General features: G+C 40.2%; 23 protein-coding genes. 18 read left to right on the forward strand and 5 right to left on the reverse strand.

All coding sequences use genetic code 11. The annotated features are described in order from the left end of the window. Positions 1-63: 63 nt before the first annotated feature. From ACFQ4X_RS02980 to ACFQ4X_RS02995, 4 genes are all read left to right on the forward strand, one after another. Entirely contained in the window at positions 64-1,584 is a 1,521-nt protein-coding gene (locus tag ACFQ4X_RS02980) for an MDR family MFS transporter (RefSeq protein ID WP_379833079.1), read from the forward strand. 135 nt (positions 1,585-1,719) lie between these two features. Then, on the forward strand, positions 1,720-1,887 hold the full coding sequence (locus tag ACFQ4X_RS02985) for an imidazoleglycerol-phosphate dehydratase (protein WP_379833080.1): 168 nt from the start codon (positions 1,720-1,722) through the stop codon (positions 1,885-1,887). Between the two features lie 234 nt (positions 1,888-2,121). Next, on the forward strand, positions 2,122-2,661 hold the full coding sequence (locus tag ACFQ4X_RS02990) for a GNAT family N-acetyltransferase (protein ID WP_379833081.1): 540 nt from the start codon (positions 2,122-2,124) through the stop codon (positions 2,659-2,661). Positions 2,662-3,079: 418 nt separating this feature from the next. Further along, positions 3,080-3,466, forward strand: coding sequence for a DUF1259 domain-containing protein (locus ACFQ4X_RS02995; RefSeq protein ID WP_379833082.1), 387 nt, complete (start codon positions 3,080-3,082; stop codon positions 3,464-3,466). Positions 3,467-3,694: 228 nt separating this feature from the next. On the opposite strand, the gene ACFQ4X_RS03000 is transcribed toward ACFQ4X_RS02995, so the two are convergent. Then, positions 3,695-4,345 carry a FusB/FusC family EF-G-binding protein gene (locus ACFQ4X_RS03000; protein ID WP_379833083.1) on the reverse strand — a complete coding sequence of 217 codons (651 nt, stop codon included), beginning with the start codon at positions 4,343-4,345 and terminating at the stop codon, positions 3,695-3,697. 381 nt (positions 4,346-4,726) lie between these two features. Here ACFQ4X_RS03000 and ACFQ4X_RS03005 point away from each other — a divergent pair, with 381 nt between their 5' ends. The 10 genes from ACFQ4X_RS03005 (at position 4,727) to ACFQ4X_RS03050 (ending at position 11,412) form a co-directional block, all read left to right on the forward strand. Then, positions 4,727-5,164, forward strand: coding sequence for a nuclear transport factor 2 family protein (locus ACFQ4X_RS03005; protein WP_379833084.1), 438 nt, complete (start codon positions 4,727-4,729; stop codon positions 5,162-5,164). Between the two features lie 133 nt (positions 5,165-5,297). Next, complete coding sequence (locus ACFQ4X_RS03010) at positions 5,298-6,254, forward strand: phosphotransferase (RefSeq protein ID WP_379833085.1); 957 nt, start codon at positions 5,298-5,300, stop codon at positions 6,252-6,254. 516 nt (positions 6,255-6,770) lie between these two features. After that, positions 6,771-7,181 (forward strand): YciI family protein, encoded by a 411-nt coding sequence (locus tag ACFQ4X_RS03015; protein ID WP_379833086.1) that lies wholly within the window; start codon positions 6,771-6,773, stop codon positions 7,179-7,181. Further along, positions 7,181-8,431 (forward strand): RNA polymerase sigma factor, encoded by a 1,251-nt coding sequence (locus tag ACFQ4X_RS03020; RefSeq protein WP_379833087.1) that lies wholly within the window; start codon positions 7,181-7,183, stop codon positions 8,429-8,431. The genes ACFQ4X_RS03015 and ACFQ4X_RS03020 overlap by 1 nt, the downstream gene beginning before the upstream one ends. A gap of 90 nt (positions 8,432-8,521) precedes the next feature. Then, positions 8,522-8,896, forward strand: a complete 375-nt coding sequence (locus tag ACFQ4X_RS03025) for a YciI family protein (protein WP_379833088.1) — start codon at positions 8,522-8,524, stop codon at positions 8,894-8,896. A 291-nt stretch (positions 8,897-9,187) separates the two neighbouring features. Beyond that, a complete protein-coding gene (locus ACFQ4X_RS03030) occupies positions 9,188-9,490 on the forward strand; it encodes a hypothetical protein (protein ID WP_379833089.1) in 303 nt (100 codons plus the stop codon). Between the two features lie 94 nt (positions 9,491-9,584). Beyond that, positions 9,585-9,815, forward strand: coding sequence for a hypothetical protein (locus ACFQ4X_RS03035; RefSeq protein ID WP_379833090.1), 231 nt, complete (start codon positions 9,585-9,587; stop codon positions 9,813-9,815). A gap of 89 nt (positions 9,816-9,904) precedes the next feature. Continuing rightward, the gene (locus tag ACFQ4X_RS03040) at positions 9,905-10,048 is read left to right on the forward strand and encodes a hypothetical protein (RefSeq protein WP_379833091.1); all 144 of its coding nucleotides are present in this window, start codon (positions 9,905-9,907) and stop codon (positions 10,046-10,048) included. Between the two features lie 302 nt (positions 10,049-10,350). Continuing rightward, positions 10,351-10,959 carry a DedA family protein gene (locus ACFQ4X_RS03045; RefSeq protein WP_379833092.1) on the forward strand — a complete coding sequence of 203 codons (609 nt, stop codon included), beginning with the start codon at positions 10,351-10,353 and terminating at the stop codon, positions 10,957-10,959. Positions 10,960-11,040: 81 nt separating this feature from the next. Further along, positions 11,041-11,412 (forward strand): VOC family protein, encoded by a 372-nt coding sequence (locus tag ACFQ4X_RS03050; protein WP_379833093.1) that lies wholly within the window; start codon positions 11,041-11,043, stop codon positions 11,410-11,412. A gap of 60 nt (positions 11,413-11,472) precedes the next feature. On the opposite strand, the gene ACFQ4X_RS03055 is transcribed toward ACFQ4X_RS03050, so the two are convergent. The 4 genes from ACFQ4X_RS03055 to ACFQ4X_RS03070 form a co-directional block, all read right to left on the reverse strand. Next, positions 11,473-13,026, reverse strand: coding sequence for a SagB family peptide dehydrogenase (locus ACFQ4X_RS03055; protein WP_379833094.1), 1,554 nt, complete (start codon positions 13,024-13,026; stop codon positions 11,473-11,475). Positions 13,027-13,047: 21 nt separating this feature from the next. Further along, a complete protein-coding gene (locus ACFQ4X_RS03060) occupies positions 13,048-14,988 on the reverse strand; it encodes a TOMM precursor leader peptide-binding protein (protein WP_379833095.1) in 1,941 nt (646 codons plus the stop codon). Next, positions 14,985-16,820 carry a bacteriocin maturation protein gene (locus ACFQ4X_RS03065; RefSeq protein ID WP_379833096.1) on the reverse strand — a complete coding sequence of 612 codons (1,836 nt, stop codon included), beginning with the start codon at positions 16,818-16,820 and terminating at the stop codon, positions 14,985-14,987. The genes ACFQ4X_RS03060 and ACFQ4X_RS03065 overlap by 4 nt, the downstream gene beginning before the upstream one ends. Before the next feature lie 369 nt (positions 16,821-17,189). Then, on the reverse strand, positions 17,190-17,360 hold the full coding sequence (locus tag ACFQ4X_RS03070; protein ID WP_379833097.1) for a hypothetical protein: 171 nt from the start codon (positions 17,358-17,360) through the stop codon (positions 17,190-17,192). A 485-nt stretch (positions 17,361-17,845) separates the two neighbouring features. Between ACFQ4X_RS03070 and ACFQ4X_RS03075 the strand changes: the two genes are divergently transcribed. Genes ACFQ4X_RS03075 through ACFQ4X_RS03090 form a run of 4 tightly spaced genes read left to right on the forward strand, consistent with a single transcriptional unit; the run spans position 17,846 to position 21,170 of the window. Then, positions 17,846-18,421 carry an RNA polymerase sigma factor gene (locus ACFQ4X_RS03075; RefSeq protein ID WP_379833098.1) on the forward strand — a complete coding sequence of 192 codons (576 nt, stop codon included), beginning with the start codon at positions 17,846-17,848 and terminating at the stop codon, positions 18,419-18,421. Beyond that, positions 18,390-19,205 carry a hypothetical protein gene (locus tag ACFQ4X_RS03080; protein ID WP_379833099.1) on the forward strand — a complete coding sequence of 272 codons (816 nt, stop codon included), beginning with the start codon at positions 18,390-18,392 and terminating at the stop codon, positions 19,203-19,205. The genes ACFQ4X_RS03075 and ACFQ4X_RS03080 overlap by 32 nt, the downstream gene beginning before the upstream one ends. Beyond that, the gene (locus tag ACFQ4X_RS03085) at positions 19,189-20,061 is read left to right on the forward strand and encodes an ABC transporter ATP-binding protein (RefSeq protein ID WP_379833100.1); all 873 of its coding nucleotides are present in this window, start codon (positions 19,189-19,191) and stop codon (positions 20,059-20,061) included. The genes ACFQ4X_RS03080 and ACFQ4X_RS03085 overlap by 17 nt, the downstream gene beginning before the upstream one ends. Continuing rightward, positions 20,058-21,170 carry a hypothetical protein gene (locus ACFQ4X_RS03090; protein WP_379833101.1) on the forward strand — a complete coding sequence of 371 codons (1,113 nt, stop codon included), beginning with the start codon at positions 20,058-20,060 and terminating at the stop codon, positions 21,168-21,170. The genes ACFQ4X_RS03085 and ACFQ4X_RS03090 overlap by 4 nt, the downstream gene beginning before the upstream one ends. The last annotated feature ends 66 nt before the right edge of the window (positions 21,171-21,236 follow it).

Genomic DNA, 21,236 nt, shown 5'->3' on the forward strand with positions numbered 1-21,236 from the left:
TGAACCTCGAGTATAAACTTAATAAAGTTAAGTATTAATTTTATAAAACAGAGGGGAAAATACATGAAAAATACGGATACAGCTTTAGAACATAAAAAGCCTCCTTATTTAATGCTCGCTATCTTGTTCGTCGGAGCATTTGTTTCATTTTTAAACAATTCACTGCTGAACGTCGCACTTCCGACCATTATGGTGGATTTAGAGATAAAAGATTACTCAACGGTACAATGGCTGGTAACGGGGTTCATGCTTGTCAGTGGCGTATTGATTCCAGCTTCAGCGTTCTTGATTACACGTTTTTCAAATAGAGCGCTGTTTATTGCTTCAATGGTCATTTTTACAGTAGGTACGGCGATTTCCGCTTTCGCACCAAACTTTGGTCTGTTACTGACAGGACGTATGATTCAGGCAGCAGGTTCTTCAGTGATGGGGCCGCTTTTAATGAACATCATGCTCGTTAGCTTTCCGCGCGAAAAGCGTGGTATGGCGATGGGGATCTTTGGTCTCGTTATGATTACAGCACCAGCGATAGGACCTACATTATCTGGATATATCGTAGAATACTATGACTGGCGTTTGCTTTTTGAGATGATCTTGCCTTTAGCAATCATTAGTTTATTATTCGCAGTCTGGAAACTGGATAACGTCATGCCTCAAAACAAAAAGGCGACACTTGATTATGCATCCATTGTATTATCAAGTATCGGGTTCGGGGGAATCTTATACGGTTGCAGTACCGCGAGTTCCGATGGATGGACGGATACCATCGTACTCAGCACACTCATTACGGGTGGCATCGCATTAATTCTGTTTTTGCTGCGTCAACTCAAACTTGAGGAGCCGTTATTAGATATTCGTGTTTATAAATATCCGATGTTTGCTCTTGCTTCAATTATCGCGATTGTAAACGCAGTAGCTATGTTCTCAGGGATGATCTTAACTCCGGCATACGTACAAAGTGTTCGCGGCATTTCACCATTAGATTCTGGTTTGATGATGCTGCCAGGAGCGATCGTAATGGCTGTCATGTCACCTATTACAGGAAAGCTGTTCGATAAATTTGGTCCGCGTGCTTTGGCAGTAGTAGGACTATCGATTACAGCTGTTTCCACTTATATGCTGGCTAACTTAGATGCTCAATCGGCGTATTCTTATATCATCTTTGTTTACTCGCTGCGTATGTTCGGACTTTCGATGGTTATGATGCCGATCATGACAAACGGATTAAACCAACTGCCGACGAAGCTCAATCCGCACGGTACAGCCGTAAATAATACAGCTCAGCAAGTATCAGGTTCGATTGGAACGGCAATCCTCGTTACGCTAATGAACTCTGTAACCAAAACGGAAGCAGAAAGCTTGATGAGCGGAGTGGATCCTGCAACCATTACTGAAGCTTCAACCGCTGCATTATCACAGCAAGCTTTATTATCCGGAATTCAATATTCGTTCTACGTTGCTTTAGGAATGAATGTTGTAGCATTATTATTAGCACTGTTCGTAAAACGTGTAGATACAAGTGCAGAAGCTGTTAAAAAGATAGAGAATCAAGGCAAACCATTATCTAAACCAGTAACAAATTAATTAATAGTAAAGCTGATACAAAAGGGACGTGAATGGGACTTTTTGTGTCAGCTTTTCTTATGTAGTTAAAAAATGAGTAATCGGCAACGTAAAAGCAATACTATAAAGGAAGTTTTTATTAAAGGAGGAAACGAGATGACAAATCGCAATGGAAGCCAAGGTAGTCAAAATCAAGGTTCACCACACTCTCAGCACGATCAAGAATTCAGCAGTGAGCTGATCAGCGGCAATAATAACAAAGGAAACGAATATCGTTCTAAAAAGGGCAGTAAATCAAAGGCTAAACCAAAACAAAGCGAATAAAGCATGCGCTTGTAAGGGGTCTCTTTTGGAGTTCAAAACAAAAAAAGTAAGGCAAATAGCCAGCTAATTCACATACCAATTCAAAAGTATGGTGTGGATTTCCATTTGAGCTAAGTTTTTTTATAATGTTATTCAAGAATTGGGAGCATTTCTTCAAAAGGAGAAATGCTCTTTTTTATAGAAATAAAGTACAGTGCGGTTTATTAAGACAAATGTATGCTGGAGGTCTACTTGATGCTTAAAGGTATGAATGTCTATATTAAACCCCTAAATACTAGAGATGTAAAATCCATATTAGATATTGAAATAAGAAACAAAGATTTTTTTAGTCAATATGATCCTAAAAGAGATCCTGAATTTTATACTCTAGAAGGGCAATTGAAAAGAATAGAAAAAATAGAGGAAAACAGAAAAAATGATTTAGGATATTCCTTTGGCATTTACCTTAATGAATCCCATGTATTAATTGGACAAATTGATTTAATTAAGATAGAAAGAGGTCCTGCCCAAAAAGGGATGGTAGGATTTTCTCTTGATAAAGAACTGAATGGTAAGGGATATATGACAGAAGCTCTTTCATTAATAGTAGACTTTGGATTCAAACAACTAAAGCTGCATCGAATCGAAGCTGAGGCAATGCCACATAACATAGGTTCCATCAAAATATTGGAAAAGACAGGGTTTCATAAAGAGGGAATTGCCAAGAAAAATTATTTGATAAACGGAAAGTGGCAAGACCATCAGGTACTTGCAATCATTAATAATGAATATTAATAATAGTATCTCTCAGAAATTTGTGGGTAACATTCTTATTGAACAAACGTAGAGGATTGTTGAATAAGGTTTTTTATGAGTTTTTTATTCAAACAGTTGATTCTAATCAAAGAACCATGCGTGAACTGGAATCAGATATGTCCTTCATTAGAAACTATTTAACTAAGGACCTGGCACAACCACGAACTCTTAAAAGATTAGACCAAATTGTATAGATATTAGGAAAGAAAATCGCAGTAGAATTCGCTGCGATTTTTTATTTTTAAAGTTTTTGATGTGAAAAACCACTTTCAGCACCTGATTTATATAATTTCGTTCGTTAGTTTAACAAAATCTTTTTTGTAAACGATTAGATTAATGTCCATTTCGAATTAATTCAATCCTTCATAACATAATAGTGATAGGAGTGAATAAATTTATGAAGATGAATGAAGAATCAACTTGTCAAGAGTTTGCAAGAATTATCGGTGGACAAGCTGGATTCGCCGGTGGAAAATGTGTGGCAACGATAAGTCGAGATGATATTAATGCAACAATCATGGGAAAAAGATTTAGAGTTACAACTTCCTTCTCATACGAATCAAGAGATAATTGTGGAAGAGCTTTGTGTCTAGGAAGGATAGCACTTTTGCAAAAAGAAGTTGCTGGATTTGTTGGTGCAATTATTAATCAGGGAATAGAAGTTTCGTCAATACACAACGAGTGGTTGTTTGATGATCCGAATTTGATTTACGTTAATATTGAAGATGTTGATGATCCACTGGATTTTGCAAGGAAAGTCAGAAGAGCGTTAAGATGTCTTTAGTCGTATAGTTGGAAGCAGGGAAGGAATTTTATAGTAAACTTAGATTTATCGATGATAAGACCTTACATTTGGTGAACCGACATATACCATAAATATTTAAAATAAAAATAGGAGATGGTTGTTCAGCAATCGGGTGCTTTAACTGAATAAGAATATAAGAAAACGACCTGACATAAATCAGGTCGTTTTGATGTTGGTTCCACATTTAACTGGTTTTATTATCCATCCTTAGTAGAGAACCTCTTGAAGAAACTTCTCCAATACGGCAATATCCGTAATCTTCTTGTTGCACTCATGGCTGTCCACGCACATATAGTTACCGATCGCTTTATAGTAATCAGGTGATGCGTTCGCTGGTTTGGATTTCGTGATCGCTGAAAACAGTGCTACGTCTCCAATCCCATTACATAAAAAGCATACCCCTTTGCTCGCAGGAGTATAACGACCTTGAATACCAACCGTTTGACCGTTCAGATGATAGACGATAAATAGTTTTTGAGTGGCGATGTCCACCCAGCCCAAATAGCTGATCTTGTGATAATCGATCGTACTTAAGTTAGGTGTCTTTAACTTTTTGATCTTCGGGTACAACTTCATGATCTGTTTTCCAGTTACTTGTGAAAATGCCTCTATATAAGATTCCAGCGAAAAAAGATATTGCTGGAACTCTTCCGTCTTACGCAATCCCACAAACTGTTCTAATGTCTGTTTTTGAGAATCTGTTATTTCCGGAAACGAATCCAAAATAGTGGATAAAGCATTGAACTCTACCGCTTCAATTACTTTAGGGTCAGCACCGTTATTGCAGGCATGCTGCAGATGTACGACCTGTTTTTTAATGAGGTTATATTGATGGTTTCTAATGAATGGTGTATTCATTGCTTTTCAGCTCCTTAGTTTTAATAAAAAATAAAACAAGCTGCAAAGCCCATTATTAGAAACGATAACTACTCTTGGGCGACAATCAATATCGTTTACGATCCGCCCATACAAAGTATCGCCCTAACAATAAGGCTTTGCATGAGCAGCTTCTGATTACGGCAAACTGATTTGCCATTTCCATCACACTCCATTCATCACTAGTTATTATAAAAAGTATTCTGGTGAACTGCAATTCAAACATCCTAAAATTTAGCAGAGTTTTTAACCTGAAGATGGCTTGAAAAGGATAATAGATAACTCAATAGAATACATAGAAAGGTGAAAAGTACACTGCTTTTATTCATAAAAAGGCAGTTGAATAATAAAGGAGATGTGACCATGAGTATTCGTTTTCATACCGTTCAAGAAGTGCTGGAAAACTACAAGTCGGCCATTTATGAGAAGGACGTTGAGAGATTTATATCTGCCTTCGATTCTGACATCCATATTTATGATTGTTGGGGAGAATGGGAGTGTACGGGTATTTCTCAATGGAAGGAAATCGTGAAAGAGTGGTTTGATGGTTTAAGTGAAGAAGGTGTATTACTCAAGACAGATTTTGCTGATCTCGTAATTGAAGAAAATGCGAATCTGGCTTTTATTCATTGTGCTGTTACTTTTGCGGCTCACAAAGAATCCGGAGAGAAACTTCGTCAGATAGCAAACAGATTCACATTTGGTTTAAGAAAAGAAAGCGAATCCTGGTCCATCACCCATTTTCATTCATCTTTGCCGATAAGTATGGAAACTGGCAAGGGGATTTTTAATTTGAAGTAATATGATCTCAAAATATTATGTACGGTTAATTGCATCGCGGCAAGCGATAAGTTATGTGTAATTTGGGAGGTTGTTTTTTTTATGTCAGTTAAACGTGATGCCATTATCAAATCTTGAATGGAGTGGGCGGCTCGTGACTCATAACAAAAAGGATGAAACGGAATACATACAAAAAATTGAACAATGGATTTCCGATGAATTTAAAAAGGTAAATAAGCGTTTTACAGGAAACTATGAAACCGTCAAATCATCCGGACTCGAGGTCGTTCTTCGGCTACCGGCAGAAAATGAGACATTTTACTTTAAGTCAACAGGGAAGGCATGGGCGTTTGAAAGTCCTCTTAGCGCATATCTATCAGTACGTCAGCCAGGAAAAACGGCTGACATAATCGGGGTTCATCCAACAGAACCATGGATAATAATGAAAGAGATAAGAGGAACTCTATTAAGACAAAAGAGAGATAAGAAAGTTTGGCAGAGAGCTTTTCAGGAATATGCCGAGCTCCAGGTGCAGGAAGTAAAGCATGTACAAGAGCTTATTGAGCTAGGTGTTCCTGACAGGAGAATCCCGATCCTGAAGAAACAGATCGACCAGCATCTGGAAGAGATGTGCCAGACAGGACTTGGTGCAGAAGAAACAAAGACCATCATTGAATTGAAGTCTGAATTGATGGAAATGTGCGATTTGATGGAGGGATTGATTCCGCCATCACTTGATCATGGAGATTTACACACAGCTAATATCTATGATCGAGATGGGAGATCTGTTTTTATTGATTGGGGAGACGCTTCTGTCACTCATCCATTCTTCAGCACCCGTATTTTTTGGAATTCCCTCTATGAGCTAATAGAGGATGATGCTGAGTGGCTGGACATGACCAATGAATTCCGACCTTATTATTTGGAGCCATGGACTGCTTTTGGAAAAATGGAAGAACTTGAAAAGCTGTTGAAGGTTTCTGATCAACTCGGATGCCTTCACCGAGGAATCGGTTGGCACCTATATACTCTTCCTTATCAGGATCTCCAAGAGTTCAAGAAGAGACCTGCCCAGTGGCTGCAGGTACTGTTGGAGTACCGAAGCCTATAATTATTATCCAAGCACTCTTTCATAATTTACAGTTTAGCTGCAGGTATTGGTATTGTGAAATTATGGTTTCTTAATAATTTTTTCACAAAAATTCGCCTTAACTTTTGGGGCTAACCCTACATACTCTTATTCCGCAAAAGGGTGCATTTCTCTAAAAAGGAGATATGCACTTTTTTATTGAATTTATTAAACTAACGAGGAGTTTTTCTAAAATAAGATGTTTCAGTATTTAACACAAAAGTGAAACATTGTATTGCTATCCGAAATTCAGTACAAATCTTATAAAAAAACGTCTAAATATGGTCACCATGATCTGTATAAGCTTTTCTGCGAAATAACAGCTAATCTATTTGGATTAAATAATACTCTCGTGCCCATATTTCCATTTAGATAATTTGGCAAAGATTTTTTATGATTGTTGTCGATTTTGCTTTTTCTTGTTCGTTGTATTTATACAAAGGCCGAGTAAAAAAGATCTTCTAACAAGAAATTAACTAAAAATAAGGAGGAAGATTTATGCTGTTTATGTTAATTGTCAAAGCCTCGAAGAATTCGGAAGCTGGAAATCGCCCGAGCTCAGAGCTCAATGAAGCCATGAGGAAGTACAATGAGGAATTAGTTAAGGCAGGTGTGCGGGTTGCAGCTAAAGGACTTCATCCAAGTTCAAATGGGATTCGCATTTCGTATCCGAAACCAGGAGAAAAACCGGTGGTTACGGATGGCCCATTTACGGAAACCAAAGAATTGATTGCCGGTTTCATTTTGATAGATGTGAAGTCGAGGGAAGAAGCCATTGAGTGGGCCATGCGGATGCCGGACCCGCAAGGACATGGGGAGGGTCAGATTGAATTGCGTCAAGTATTTGAGGCGCCAGAGCTGACCGAAATGTTGGCAAAAGAAGCTAAATTAAGCGAGAAATCAAAGTAGTGACAACATACGGAACTCACCGAACCATTGAAGGGGTCTGGACAGTCGAATCAGCCAGAATCATTGCTGGAGTTGCCCGAATTGTTCAAGATGTCAGTATTGCAGAAGATTTAGCGCAAGATGCGTTGGCCATTGCACTTGAAAAATGGCCGGAGTCAGGCATACCGGAAAAACCGGGAGCCTGGCTCATGACTGTTGCCAAACGTCGGGCGATTGATCATCTGCGTCGAAACAAACTACGTGATCAAAAGTATGAGGAAATCGGGCGCAATATGGAATTCAAAATAAAAACGGACTTTGATTCAATTGAAGAGGAGATCAATGACGATCTTTTACGTCTCATCTTCACCACATGTCATCCGGTGCTTTCCAGGGAAGCTCGTGTCGCTCTAACGCTTAAACTGTTATGCGGATTAAAGACAGATGAAATTGCGAGAGCATTTCTTATGTCGGAATCAACCATTGCACAACGAATCGTTAGAGCAAAGCGTACACTTTCTGCTTCAAAGGTACCTTTAGAAGTTCCCCATGGACTTGAGCTTGCAAGCCGTATTTCATCCGTTCTGGAAGTGATCTATCTCATGTTTAATGAAGGATACGTTGCAAACGGCGGTGAGAACTGGATTCGTCCAACACTGTGTAATGAAGCCATTCGTCTTGGCCGGATTTTGGCGGTAATTCTCCCTGGGGAACAGGAAGTACATGGCCTGATTGCCCTCATGGAAATCCAAGCCTCACGTTTCAAAGCGCGCATTGGTCCATCGGGAGAGCCGATATTGCTTCAGGATCAGAATCGGGTGCTTTGGGATGATCTTTTGATTCACCGTGGCTTTTCTGCGCTGAAGCGGATTGAGCAAATTGGTGGTACCTATGGTCCGTACTCACTGCAAGCATCTATAGCTGCTTGTCACGCAAAGGCACGAACAGCAACGGAAACGGATTGGCAAGAAATTTCTGCCCTATACGATGCCCTTGCCCAGGTGGCACCTTCTCCCATAGTAGAATTGAATCGTGCGGTTGCTATATCGATGGCATTTGGGCCAGAGGCAGGGTTGGAGATTGTTGATTCTCTACTTTTGGAGCAGACGTTAAAGAACTATCATTTGCTTCCGAGCGTAAAGGGCAATTTTCTCCTAAAGCTAGGGAGAAAGAGGGAAGCATTTGAAGAATTCCAGCGTGCTGCTTCGTTAACACAAAATGTACAGGAACAGAAATTCCTATTGAAACAGGCTAAAGTTTGTATGGAATAAAAAATATATTAAAGTTTTGTCGATTTTACAGTTTGATGATTGACATATTAATAGATACAAAAAAATTCGAGTAATATAGGAGAGATGAATATGATATTTTTATGTATGGGCTATTTCAACCCTGAAAAAATGAATGCACGCCCAAGGGCAGAGATTGAGGCCGTTATGAGTGAATGCCAGCCCGTCGTTGAGAATTTTTATGAAAGCGGTAAGGTGCTGATTGATGCAGGTCTGGAGTCAGAGACCAAAAGCTTACGCCGTGTGAACGGTAAGGTAATCGTAACAGATGGCCCGTTTACAGAAACGAAAGAGCTGATCGGCAGCATATTCATTTTTGAAGCAGAGGGCATGGATGAGGCGATCCAGCTAGCCTCTCTTCATCCGACAACACAAATCAGCAGAGGGGAAGAGTTTGGCTGGCGCATCGAAATTCGTCCTGTTCATTACTTTAAGAACGATAAATGAGTTACCATAAAAAGGCATTTCCTAGTGATAGAGGGTGCCTCTTTTTTATTTTAAGCAATTTTCTAACCAATGATGAGCGATCAAAGTGCAAGGTGTGAGACTCCTGCTTGCTCCTTCCAAAAAAAACTTTTAACCTCCGATAATTTCCCGTGAACATATATTCAACGATAAGGTGTGTTAATTTATGAAGGGTTAACACCTATTTTATTGAATTTAACTTATTGAACAAACGTGCAGGATTGTTGAATAAGAAATGCTATAATAATTGAAATTCACTGGGGGTATTTAATAATGGACACAACAATAGATGATTTAATAATAAGTTGCCATTACTCCCTTTTAGGTGCTATTCCACAAAAATTAAGAGGATTAACTGTAATGTTAGATAACGAAACCCTTTACTGGACAGGTTATTTTAATGGGGAACCTTCAGAGGCGGAAAAGGAATTATTATCCATGGCCTGTACTGAGGTAGTAGCTAACTTTCCAATGATTAAGGGAGTTAAAGAGGAATATTTAAATCATTCATACCCTTTAAAAATGGAGATGTTACAATTTTGGGCTTTTTTAAGATGGGAAAATGATAAGGACTAAACTTTCTTCAACAAAAAGGGTGCGTTTCTGCCGTTTTCACTAACCGAAGCTGAGTAGTTAAAGAAAATAATAAAAAATAGTCAAGAGGGTATTTATGAAAATAATGACGATAGGCATTATATTGGTTGTTGTTGGATGCAGTATTTTAGGGTGGCTAATTAAAGAAGCCTACATAAACAATAATGATAAAAGTACAAAAAATAAAAATCTCTATTTTTTATGGGTAATATTAAGTGTCTTAATAGATACAAGTGGATTAATCGTCATTGTTGGATTTATATTTTTAGGAGCTCTATTAATAATTTTTCATCCAATCTTCAACTAACGGGTGCATTTCTTTAAGAAGCAGAAGTGCACTTTTTTATTGAAATAAAGGACTGATACTTAAAATAATTATAGAAAGAGGAATTAATAATGAGTGACTTACTAACGATAATACCATTAGTCTTTTTCGGGATTTTTGTATGGCTAATTTTCTCGACACTTGTAGATATTACTGAAAAGTTGAAAGAACAGAATGATATTTTAAATTTGGTACGTGAGAGAAAAAACAACTAAATGCTAGGATATAACGACTTTTTTATGCAATAGTGGCTTTGAAAACCAATAGTATTTACCCTGCCATAGTTTTTCATATTGTTATAAATTTAGGAATGGTTATTAATAGATGAAAGGGGGCTTTTAGTTAAAGCCTCTTATTTTTTCCCTCCATATTATAGAGGTTTTGGTTAGCGTGATTATTTTTCGTCTAAGCTTTTTTAGAGAACTTTAATTTAATAGAAACTTTTCTTAAAAATAGACGTACTTGTACTGAGCCTATTAAAAAGTGCACATCTTAGTTTGAATTAAAGGAGTTTACGATGGAAAATTGGTTAACTAGTATTATGAACGAATTCGGCTATGTTGGCATATTACTGCTGATTGCGCTAGAAAATATTTTTCCGCCCATCCCGTCGGAGATCATATTAACGTTTGGCGGGTTTATGACACAAACCGCAAACCTGAATATTTTAGGAGTTGTCCTATCAGCAACAGCGGGTTCTGTCCTAGGTGCTTTAGTGCTTTACGGAATCGGTCGACAGCTGGATGTTGAAAGAATGGAGAAGATCATTGATCGCTGGGGACATATTCTGCGTCTAACGAAAGACGACATTCATAAAGCAGATGCCTGGTTTGACCGTTATGGTCCTTGGACGGTATTCTTTTGCCGGTTTGTTCCATTAGTGCGTAGTTTGATATCCATCCCTGCTGGAATGTCTAACATGAACATGAGTGTGTTTCTATTGCTTACTACTCTTGGAACACTGATCTGGAACGTGGTACTCGTGAACCTGGGAGCTTACTTTGGAGAATCGTGGGATGTTATCGCACATTACATGGATGTTTATTCAAAAGTGATTTATGTTGTGTTGTTCGTGTTATTCATTGTTTTCATTGGACTTTATATAAGGAAACGTCAAAAAAGATAAATAATGAAAAAAATTTTGGAAGATGAAATTATTTCGATTATACTTGTTGTAAGAAAATAACAAGCGTTAATAGGAGGAACTATGAAACTAGGTACATTCTCTGTAAGTTTAACGGTAAAAGATATTCATGCTTCAAAAGAGTTTTACGAGAAATTAGGATTTACAGCTCTTGGAGGAAACATCGAACAAAATTGGCTGATTTTAAAGAATGAAAGCTGTGTAATCGGTCTTTTTCAAGGCATGTTTGAAAAAAACATTCTCACATTCAATCCGGGTTGGAATGAAAATGCCGAAAATCTCGATTCCTTTACAGACGTTCGAGATCTTCAAAAGGAGCTTAAAGCTAAAGGTGTAAAAATGCTTACTGAAGCTGACGAAAGCAGCGAAGGACCGGCAAGTTTTATGATAGAAGATCCGGATGGGAATCCGATTCTTTTTGATCAGCATAGATAATCATAGTCCAGCCAGAAAGATAGACGTAAAGAAGCCTGAGAAAATGATCTCAGGCTTTTTTTAGTTGTGCAAACTTCCTTGCAATCTCGGATTTGGCCGATAATGCCCGATTGGTATATGAAGCAGACTGGTTCTTCCACTTTGATTCAGTTGAAAGAGCTCATCATACCAAGGTACATTAAATCCTAGTATGGGATGCCCGCCTAATTTTAATGCCGAAGCGGCCAGTAGCAAAGAATGAGAGAGAATACCCGTTTCCATGTGCTGAATGCGATGCCCTCTATATCCAAAGGCACTTCGATAATGATCCTGTTTTCCAACGATGTTCACGGTTAGAGGAATCTGTGCAGTATTAACAAAGTCGGCTAACAGTCCGTCTTGAAATGCGTTGCGAAAATCTCCTTCAGCTATACCTCTCATTACATGCGCTGAACCATCGTAGGCGTATAAGGCGTTTGATAAACCATCAATGTTATATGCACTAAGAGTAAGAGATACCCTGTAAGGAAGCTGCTGAAGACCTTGATCAAGATCATTTCGGTAGGAACTCGCAGAAATGGTTTCAAAAAATAGTGCAGACAATGTGTTCAGGCTGATCGGCTTCAAGACGAAATCCAGGCCAGGTGAGTAGCGGCTACGGCATGCAGTTGAGAACTTGTAGGATAACCGATCTACAGAAGGAAGCCTGATAACCGGGTTTCCTCGTTCTTCATGCTGGGTCTTTTTTATTGTGATTGGAGAAGCAAAAAAATCCATCATGCATGCTTCATTCATCTTAAGCAGCATCGGGTATTCTCTTATTTTCTTCGACCGGACGTAATGCTGATGATGGAGCGGTTTCAGTTCAAAGCATAATTTTTCTGCAGATACCGAATCTTGCGCTTCATCACGAAACCAGGTCATTTTTTTATCAACAGAAAGAGGAATCACGGCATATACACTTTCTTCATGATCGTTGATTCCAATCAGATGATTAATGGCACGATCCAAGAACTGATAATATACACCTGATTTAAAACCGAGCCGCCGACCGACTTCAAGCAGCTGACCGATCACAAATCCAGCATCCAAACCTTGAAGCCGGTAAGAGAAGTTATGATATTTGAAAAAGTTCTTCCAAAAGAAAGTCGAGATAAAAACAGCTCCAAAAGTAGAAGAGACGTCACAGCGGTTACCGAGTGCCTGCTTTACATAATCATCAAAATTACCTTCCCGCAAACAAACTAAACGGTGGTGCGCGACGTCATAATGATATATTCCAGCAGCCACATCTTCAATTTTTAAATACAAATAAAGTTCACTTGGATACAGCGCTCCGCCGGATGGGACAAAACGCCTGCATGCTGTCCATGAGTCCGATTGGCCAGGAAAAGGGAACGACTCGCTGACTTGAGTAAGTCCAAAACTATACCAAAGAAAGTGGCCGATGTCTTTTAAAGTTGGTTTCGCCGTTTGTTCAAGTACTTCCGGAATATCTGAATCTAAATGTACAACAGGCAATCCACGATACAGTTTATAGGGAAGAGGCGCATCGTCCCAGTTCACCTCCCAGTCAGGGGGTGTTATCTTGTCTGTCTCGAAATGAAGTTTATACAAAAATTCATCGAGGTTCATAACAGTTCCCCCTTGGCTAACTTATGGAAATGGATGAGGATACGGATTAAGCTCCCCATAGGTGAGAGGCTGTTTCACGTAACCGAGTTTTGCCGGCACAGTCAGAACGCGATCAAGTCCTTTTAGCCGAGTCAAGTGGTGACCGAATGTCATCGGCAACATCCCTGGTATCACGACTTTTACACAGTGCAGTCCGTTCCGCTTCAGTTCAGGTCCTGTTTGATCGACAACAATGACTTCTAGATTCAATTTTTTAAACGTTTCTAAGACTCCATTTAAATCATCCAACAAATCAGTCGTTTGGCGGACTGGCTGAAATTCGTCTTTAAAATTTCTATTCATTCGTTTATCGAGCAGGAAGAACATCCGTTTCTCCGCTTCTTTTAAACCGTACAGCATCGAATGATCTTCCATGTGGCGGACAAGATACGAGTCGCGAAGCATCTTTTCATATTTTTTGCGGTTCTTTACAAACACATCATCCATGTTTAGCAGCATGCCGGAGAGTTCTTGAACGGCTCCTTTTACGGCTCGAATAGGATCGAGGTGGGCACCCGCTGCACATAGCAGATTCAATCCATCATCCTTCGTATTCTTAGCCATCGCCCAAATGCTCGGAATGCCATTCTCCGTCGTGGCATTAAACAGATGAATTTCATACCCCGTTATACTCTGGAGGCGGTGGAGCATGAGCTGCAGTTCTGTGTCATCGATCGTTTTGCTATCCAGGCGGGGAATAGGAAGCTGCCCGTACCATGCCATTAGAAACGCATCCCGCTCAACGATCTCGAAGATTCCGTATAAAATCGCTTCCTCCAAACTGCCGCCAACTGCACAGCCGTTCGATGTTTCGTACACAAATCCTTCTCCGCCGCCTAAGCTGTAATATGCGAACGTCTCAGGAACTAGAATCGGCCGGTCCTCTGATAGCGAAAAACCCCAAACCCAATGAACAGATCGGTCACGGTCCAAAGGCTCAAATGGAAAATGAGGTCTCTCATATTGTTCCTTCGTATGAACGCCGATCGATTCAGGATCCAGCGCATACTTCTCTACCTTTGAATAAGGTTCATACACCGTCGTTCGTTTACCTCGTGGCGCATAGCCGCAATATCTCTCGAGTCCCTCTAAAATACCGGAGAGCTCACTCTGTGCATAAGAATGGGTGCGTCCTGCGTTCAATTCGTTACCCGACAATAATGGAAGATTGACGACGGTGTCTGCAAAAGGGGACAGGTAATCATATCGTTTAAAATTTAAAACACCCGTCCGGCTGTCCAAGTAGTCTTTGCTGAGTACTTTCTGGAGTTCCTCGATCGAACGGCACCGGTAACTTTCCATCGAAGTTTTCAGGCTTTGCTTCAAAGTGATTTTTGCGGAATCCGCTGTATCCTCCGGCAGGCCGCCGCAAACAGAACAATACGGGTCAGGTAAAAAGAAATGGCGGGATAGCCTGAACGTGTTCAAGTGCAGCAAGAGGACGTGATTCACTGTATGTGCTTTTTCTCCATTTAAAAAAGAATGAATCTCACCTTGAATGAGAGCAGCAGTTTGGGAGATTCCGAGATTAGTGGCCCACGGATCTCGTAAGCTCTCAATCGCATTCAGCTTGTATTCTTTAATCTGAAAATGTTCTCTTCGGTCTGGTCCCGTCATAAAATGCCGAAGGTCGGCACACTGCGAACAGCCAGGTTCATCAGGCACAACAAGCGGACCGATGTTCGCTTCACCAAAGGAAAAGAATGCCCGGAGCCATGGGATACCTCGCGAACCGAATGCTTCTTCAGCTTTTAAATGTTCAGCCGGATCCCACGAGTCGTGAAGCACCAATGCCAAATTTTCTTTATTTGGAACGGCTTCTTCTACAGAAGCCCAGCGTGTAATTTGATAGGTTTCACGTAAATTCATAGATACATAGTCAGCTAACTGCCCGTTTCCAATAATAGCGATGGAGTGTTTCATGACTGTTCCTCCTCGAACAGTGTGACACCGAATATTCCGGCTGTATGTTCATTAAGGATGGTTTCGGCTTGCAACAAGAAGAACTGTGGCCGCAAATTATTATTTTCTAGCGTTTGAAGTGCTGAAGCAAAAGTTTCGTGAAGGGACTGTTCATCCAAGGAAATGACCTGTAATTGCGTTTCACACGGAATGGAATTTACCCTAACACCATAGGGGTTAAATAGGTATTCATTACTTTGCGTGTCTATCAAAGCCGTTTTAAATGCTCTCTCTAAAGCCATCTTACTATTCAAACCTGCACTACCGTACCAGTGGTCATTGGCATGCACCCAGACGACAGGAAAACCGAACACTTTATCACCGCTATAAACTTTTGTTTCCGGACAAAACACAGACAGAGACCTTATCAAAAAGCGGCATCGCTCATCATGTATACTGCCTACGTCCATTTTAGATAAAGCGGCATATTCCTTTGACTTAACAAATGCTTCATGAAGACTGTTTTGCAAAGCTCTGCACATACCTTCCACTGCCGTTTGACCAGCACCAGCGGCCAAAGAGTGAGAACCGTCCTGATATAAACTTTTTACATATGTTTCAATCCCTGAGAGACCAGCCTCAGTTCTTGCTTCATCATGCGTAAGTCCTGAACAGACAATCTCTGTGCGAGGATCCGCTACTGTAACTTTGCATTGGGATAAAGGAAGCTGCAGTAAATCTTCTTCTTCCCACGTTTGAAAAATCCCGGTTTCTTTTGAAGTGATCTGATAAAACAACGATTGGAAATCTTTTTGTGGATGGTTTGTGTCCAGCATGTGCAGCAGTGGGTCTGGAATGGGCACTGCTTTTATGTTTTCCGTCACATGAGGATGAGGAATAACAGGGTGCCAGCTCCCCTTGAGTGTTTCCTGGTTAAGTCTGTAGATCAGACTATCTTTGTTTTTTTCCTGAACACCGGTAATCATTTTGAAAAGTTCAAAAACAGCCACGTTCGCTAACAAGGAAACAGCGGTTGACGAAGATGAGTAGCTTATTGTTTCTTCCGTTTGATGCAGCCGGCGATAAGCGGAATTCCAGCACGCACTGGATTCAACAGTAACTATTGGTCCCGCAAATGCAGTATTTTTCTCAATCGTAACAGGTAAAAATGTCTTGCCTTGTTTCTTGCAAAATTCTTGTATTGTGCGTAGTTGATTCAAATCATTTCCTTCTGAACCGTAGATGATATAGTCAAACGGCTGCAAGTTTTCACTGTTTTTCTCTAACGGTATGATGGAAATTAAGGTAGTGGGATCTGCCGCCTTCGCATCAGCTATCATTTTATGCAGTCTGTTTTCATCTGTCCTTTGAGCTGGAAAGATGCTGAACGCAGGAAGACCTGAATCAATCAGTGATTGGACAAGAGAGTAAAGAAGGGAACCAGAACTCAGCACAGCTACCTTTGTGTCACGGTACTTTTGGAACCGATATGTGCCAGAGTCTTTTAAATGATTGATGTATTCAATCTGTGAAGCGTATTTTGTAAGTATAGACTCGGAAAGCTGGTGGGGAAGATCCTGGCTGACATCACGTACAAAACCATTATCAAATAACACGTCCGAAATCTTGTACACTTGCTCCTTATAGGGCTCTGGTAAACCGTTTGTTATTTCGCCGAGCGTCAGACTTCCATCCATCATGGGGATTAACTTCTCAAGCCACTTTTCTATCGTGCTTCCTTCCATTCGTACAGAGGTGACATTGTTCCTGAGATATACCCCTTTATTTGGTTCTGGATAAATAAAGAGATCTTTTTTCACCTTTAAGCACATAGAAGGATTTACTTTGTTCATACGACCACTCCTCCATGAAAAGCTCATCATCTATTCATATGGATACCTTTTGTCCATTATGTATTTAAAAAAGTTTGCAAGGAGGATACGATGGGCGGGTTTTACGGTACGCGTTCTTATATTTATTACACGTTCACGCAGAATCACTGTCGTTTCACACCAACTAGTCTCCGTTCCACGCGAGATTGCTCTAGTTTCACGCCAACTAGTTCTCGTTTCACGCAAGAAAGCCTTTGTTTCGCTCAGCCGCATACACTTGCACCTAAGAATGACAATTTTCTCCGATAAAACACCACAAAAATATGAAAAAGCTGACATCAAAGGCCATTTTATGTACCTTTTGAGTCAGCTTAAAGTCCTTTTTCTTAATTAAAGCAGCATATTATCATGTCTCACGATGTGATTAATGTCCACCACAACGTCCGCCGCCGCAACCACCGCATCGTCCGCCGCAGCCACCACAACGACCAGCGCAACCGCCACATCCGGCACATCCACCGCAACGTCCAGCACATCCGCCGCATCCGAAACATCCGCCACAACCTCCGCAAAAGTTAAAACAGATTCCGATTACACAAAGGCCGACACAGGTGCCGACAAAAATACGGGGATCTTGTTCACGCGGATCTTGTGGATGATGCGGGTTACCGCCACTGACCTGAAAGTCACCCGTGCTTAAGCCATCCAGATTCCATTGGTGTTTATTATCCAATAAGAACACCTCCTTGAATTGTTTGTACTATTAATAACGAGTTAAGATTAATCGCAAGTTTACGTGAAAATCTCTTCTCGATTTCCTCATATTAAAATATGGAATTTGCCTGTCCCGAGTTACTGGATTGGGTGTAAAGACAGGAGTGGGAAAGGTTCTATAGTCAAATCAGTCATTGTACTAAGTGTCATATTTTGAAATAATTGTAATTGAATACATAAACGACAACTAATGAGCTGGATAAAACAGCTCTTTTTTTATAAATTTAAATCCTTTTGAAATATATCCCGTCTTAATGAATGAGGTGATAAAAATGCCTGAAGATGAACAGCTCGTTAAAGAGATCTTAGCCGGCAGCCAAGCGGCCATGGAGGTCTTAACACGAAAATATTATAAACAGATCTTCGCATATGTTTACCGTAAAGTCGGAAACAAGGAAACGGCGTACGATCTAACTCAGGAAATTTTTATAAAAGTCATTCAGCGAATCCAGTCGTATTCCAATAAAGGCAAGTTTTCAAGCTGGCTGTATACGATCGCCGTCAATCATTGCAGGGATTATTGGAGAAGCTCCGACTTTAAGCAGACATCAAAGCAAGCGGAATTAAATGAAGCGCTTGTGTGTGACCGAAGCCATATTCCTTACATATTTGAACGGAAAGAAATACGAGAACAAGTAAAAACAGCCGTTAACACCCTTCCCGAACATCAGCGGGAGGCAGTCCTGCTAAAGTATTTTCACCACATGAAAATAAAAGAAATAGCGGATGTGACGGAAACGAATGTCTCGACGGTTAAATCGAGATTGCATCAAGGGCTAGGCAAGCTAGCCAAACTCTTAAAGCGAGGTGTTGAAGATGAAGAGCAGAAAACTACACCATACTTGTGATAAAAATGTGGAACATCATATAGAAGACTTAGAACAGGAGATTGGCAGTTTGTTAGATGAATACGATGTGGAATACCCAGCGGAAGAGCAGATCATGATGACGATCGATGCGATGAAACCGTATGTTCCGGTTCGGAAAAATAAGTGGAGAGCAGCTTTTAGAGGAATGGCTGTCATCACGAAGCAAGCCTATCAAGAAGTCTTCTATATGAGCTCTTTGTTCTGGGTCGCTAATGGATTATTAATCGCCGCTGCACTATCTGGTGTACTTCTCATGCAAGTAGATCCATATGCGATGGTCATGATGTTCGCGCCTATCACGACGATTATGGGTTTAATCGAAGTGTTAAAGAGCAGGAATGCCGGCATGGCAGAACTGGAAATGTCTTATAAGTATAACTTTCAGGAAATTATGCTCTCGAAGATGCTCGTTGTTGGCGGGTTCAACCTCTTTGTTAACCTTTTAATTACCGTGAGTTTAGGGCTGTTTCATCAAGAGGTTTTGATTTCTAAGATGCTTTTATACTGGATCACACCGTTTACGTTCATATCTGCACTTTCGTTGCTTTTTGTGAGCAGGTACCGGCAGATTTATGCCATAACGGCAGGCATGGTAATATGGCTGACTGTCAGCGGATACTTAAGCCAGCCGCGAATCATTGAAAAATTAGAGTCACTGCCAGCAGAACTGTATGTAACCGCAAGTGCCATAGCGTTGATTCTTTCGTTGTTTAAGGCAGTCCACATTTATAAAAGAGGTGTTATATATGAAGTTAACCATTGAGAACATAACGAAGATTTTCAAGGATAAAAATGCGCTAAATGATATCAATCTGGAACTTACAACAGGCGTTTATGGAATTCTAGGGGCAAACGGGTCTGGTAAGACGACGCTGATGCGTATACTGGCGAGTGTGATGAAACCAAGTTCCGGCCGTGTGCTCTTGAACGGGCAAGATATCGCGGAAATGAATGAGAAGTACCGGGAGCTGATCGGCTATTTGCCTCAGCATGTCGGCTACTACAAAAACTTTACAGCGAAAAAATTCCTGAAATACATCGCTGCTTTAAAAGGGCTGCCGAAAGATGAAACAAATGAGAAAGTAGAGGAAGTATTAGAGTTAGTAGGGTTATCAGATCATCACCGTAAAAAGATAGGCGGTTTCTCCGGTGGAATGAAGCGCCGTATCGGGATTGCACAGGCGTTATTGAACGATCCGAAGATTTTAATCGTAGATGAACCGACGGCAGGTCTGGATCCAAAGGAAAGAATCCGATTCAGAAATCTTTTGTCTAAGATCTCAACCAATCGAATTGTTCTTCTATCCACTCATATCGTTTCAGACATTGAATTTATTGCGAAAGAAGTATTGATTTTAAAGGAAGGTCAGCTTGTGAAAAAGGAAACACCTCAAACTTTGTTAAAAGGGATTGAAGACAAAGTGTGGACGCTAGTTATTGAAGAGAAAGATGTCCCTAGATTCCAATCCGAATACAAAGTGGGTAACATCGCACGCATAGATGATAAGTTCCAGCTTCGCATTCTAAGTGATGATCAGCCTCAGCAAAACGCACAACATGATGTTCCAAATCTCGAAGACTTGTATTTATACTACTTTGATGAGGAGGAAACGGCGTGAAGCAGCTCATGGAATTTGAACTCTACAAGATCTTTAAACAACGAACGGTTTATATCACGTTTTTCTTATTGCTTCTTTTCTCAACGGGATTTACGTTCAATCATAGTACAGAAATGGAAAGGCAGCTGTATAAGGATTGGGAAGGACCAATTACAAAAGAAAAAATTGAGCTCGCTGAAAAAGAATACCAGAACCTGATGAAAGTGCTGGATCAAAGAGCAGAAGGCGGGCAAAGCGGTCATATTATTACCGATCAAGAACAGACCCAATCCGGTATATATGAAACAATTGCCTTTATAAAAAATTCAGAACAAAGGCTGAAGAACAGGTACAAAGAGATTCAGCAAGACAATAATTACAACACCGAACTTGAGAAATCTATGATTCAAAAAGTAGATTTGTCCTATTTCTCATATAATGAAGGGCCAAGGGAAACGGTTGACTATGCAAGTACATATGCTCTTCTAATAACAGGAGCTATGCTTTTAATCGGGCTTTCGACGACCTATACCCAAGAATACAGCTCCAAGGTGGACCGGTATATTTTAAGCTCTAGTAAAGGAAGAGAAAGTCTGCTGTGGTCTAAAATCATGGCGGCGCTCATTTACGCATGCTCCATCGTACTGATCACCGAGACCTTTAATTTAATATGTAATGGAATTAGATTTGGATATGACGGCTGGACGAGTCCGATTCAGAATATGCCGACTTATTTCTTTTCAAACTATAGTTTTACACTAATAGAGTTTCATCTCATACAGTTAGGTATTCACCTGCTTGCAGCATTCAGTTTTGCCTTATTGATCATCCTAGTCTCATCTCTATGCAAGAATTCATTCATTTCTTTTATGATCAATGGTGTTATTTTCGCATTGCCTTACTGGTTTGTTGAATCAATGAATCTTCCAACCTGGTTAGACGATGTGTTCAGTTTCTCATTCCTCTATATCATGAAAGTTGAATTTTTGTTCCATCACTTTAACACGGTCAATCTATTTGGGATTCCGCTTCTATATCCAGTTGTTGCATTAATATGGATCCTTTTCGTTTCATCAGTCGTAGTGATAGTAAGCAGTAAAGTGATAAAGAATAAGGAAGTAACCATATAGTTTACGAGACAGCAGTTTAAAATACGGTATAGGGTAGGGGTCAGACCCCTACCCTATACCGTATTT

Origin of the sequence: Fictibacillus halophilus (assembly GCF_042680145.1) — a bacterium.
In the GTDB taxonomy this organism is placed as follows: Bacteria; Bacillota; Bacilli; order Bacillales; family Fictibacillaceae; genus Fictibacillus; species Fictibacillus halophilus_A.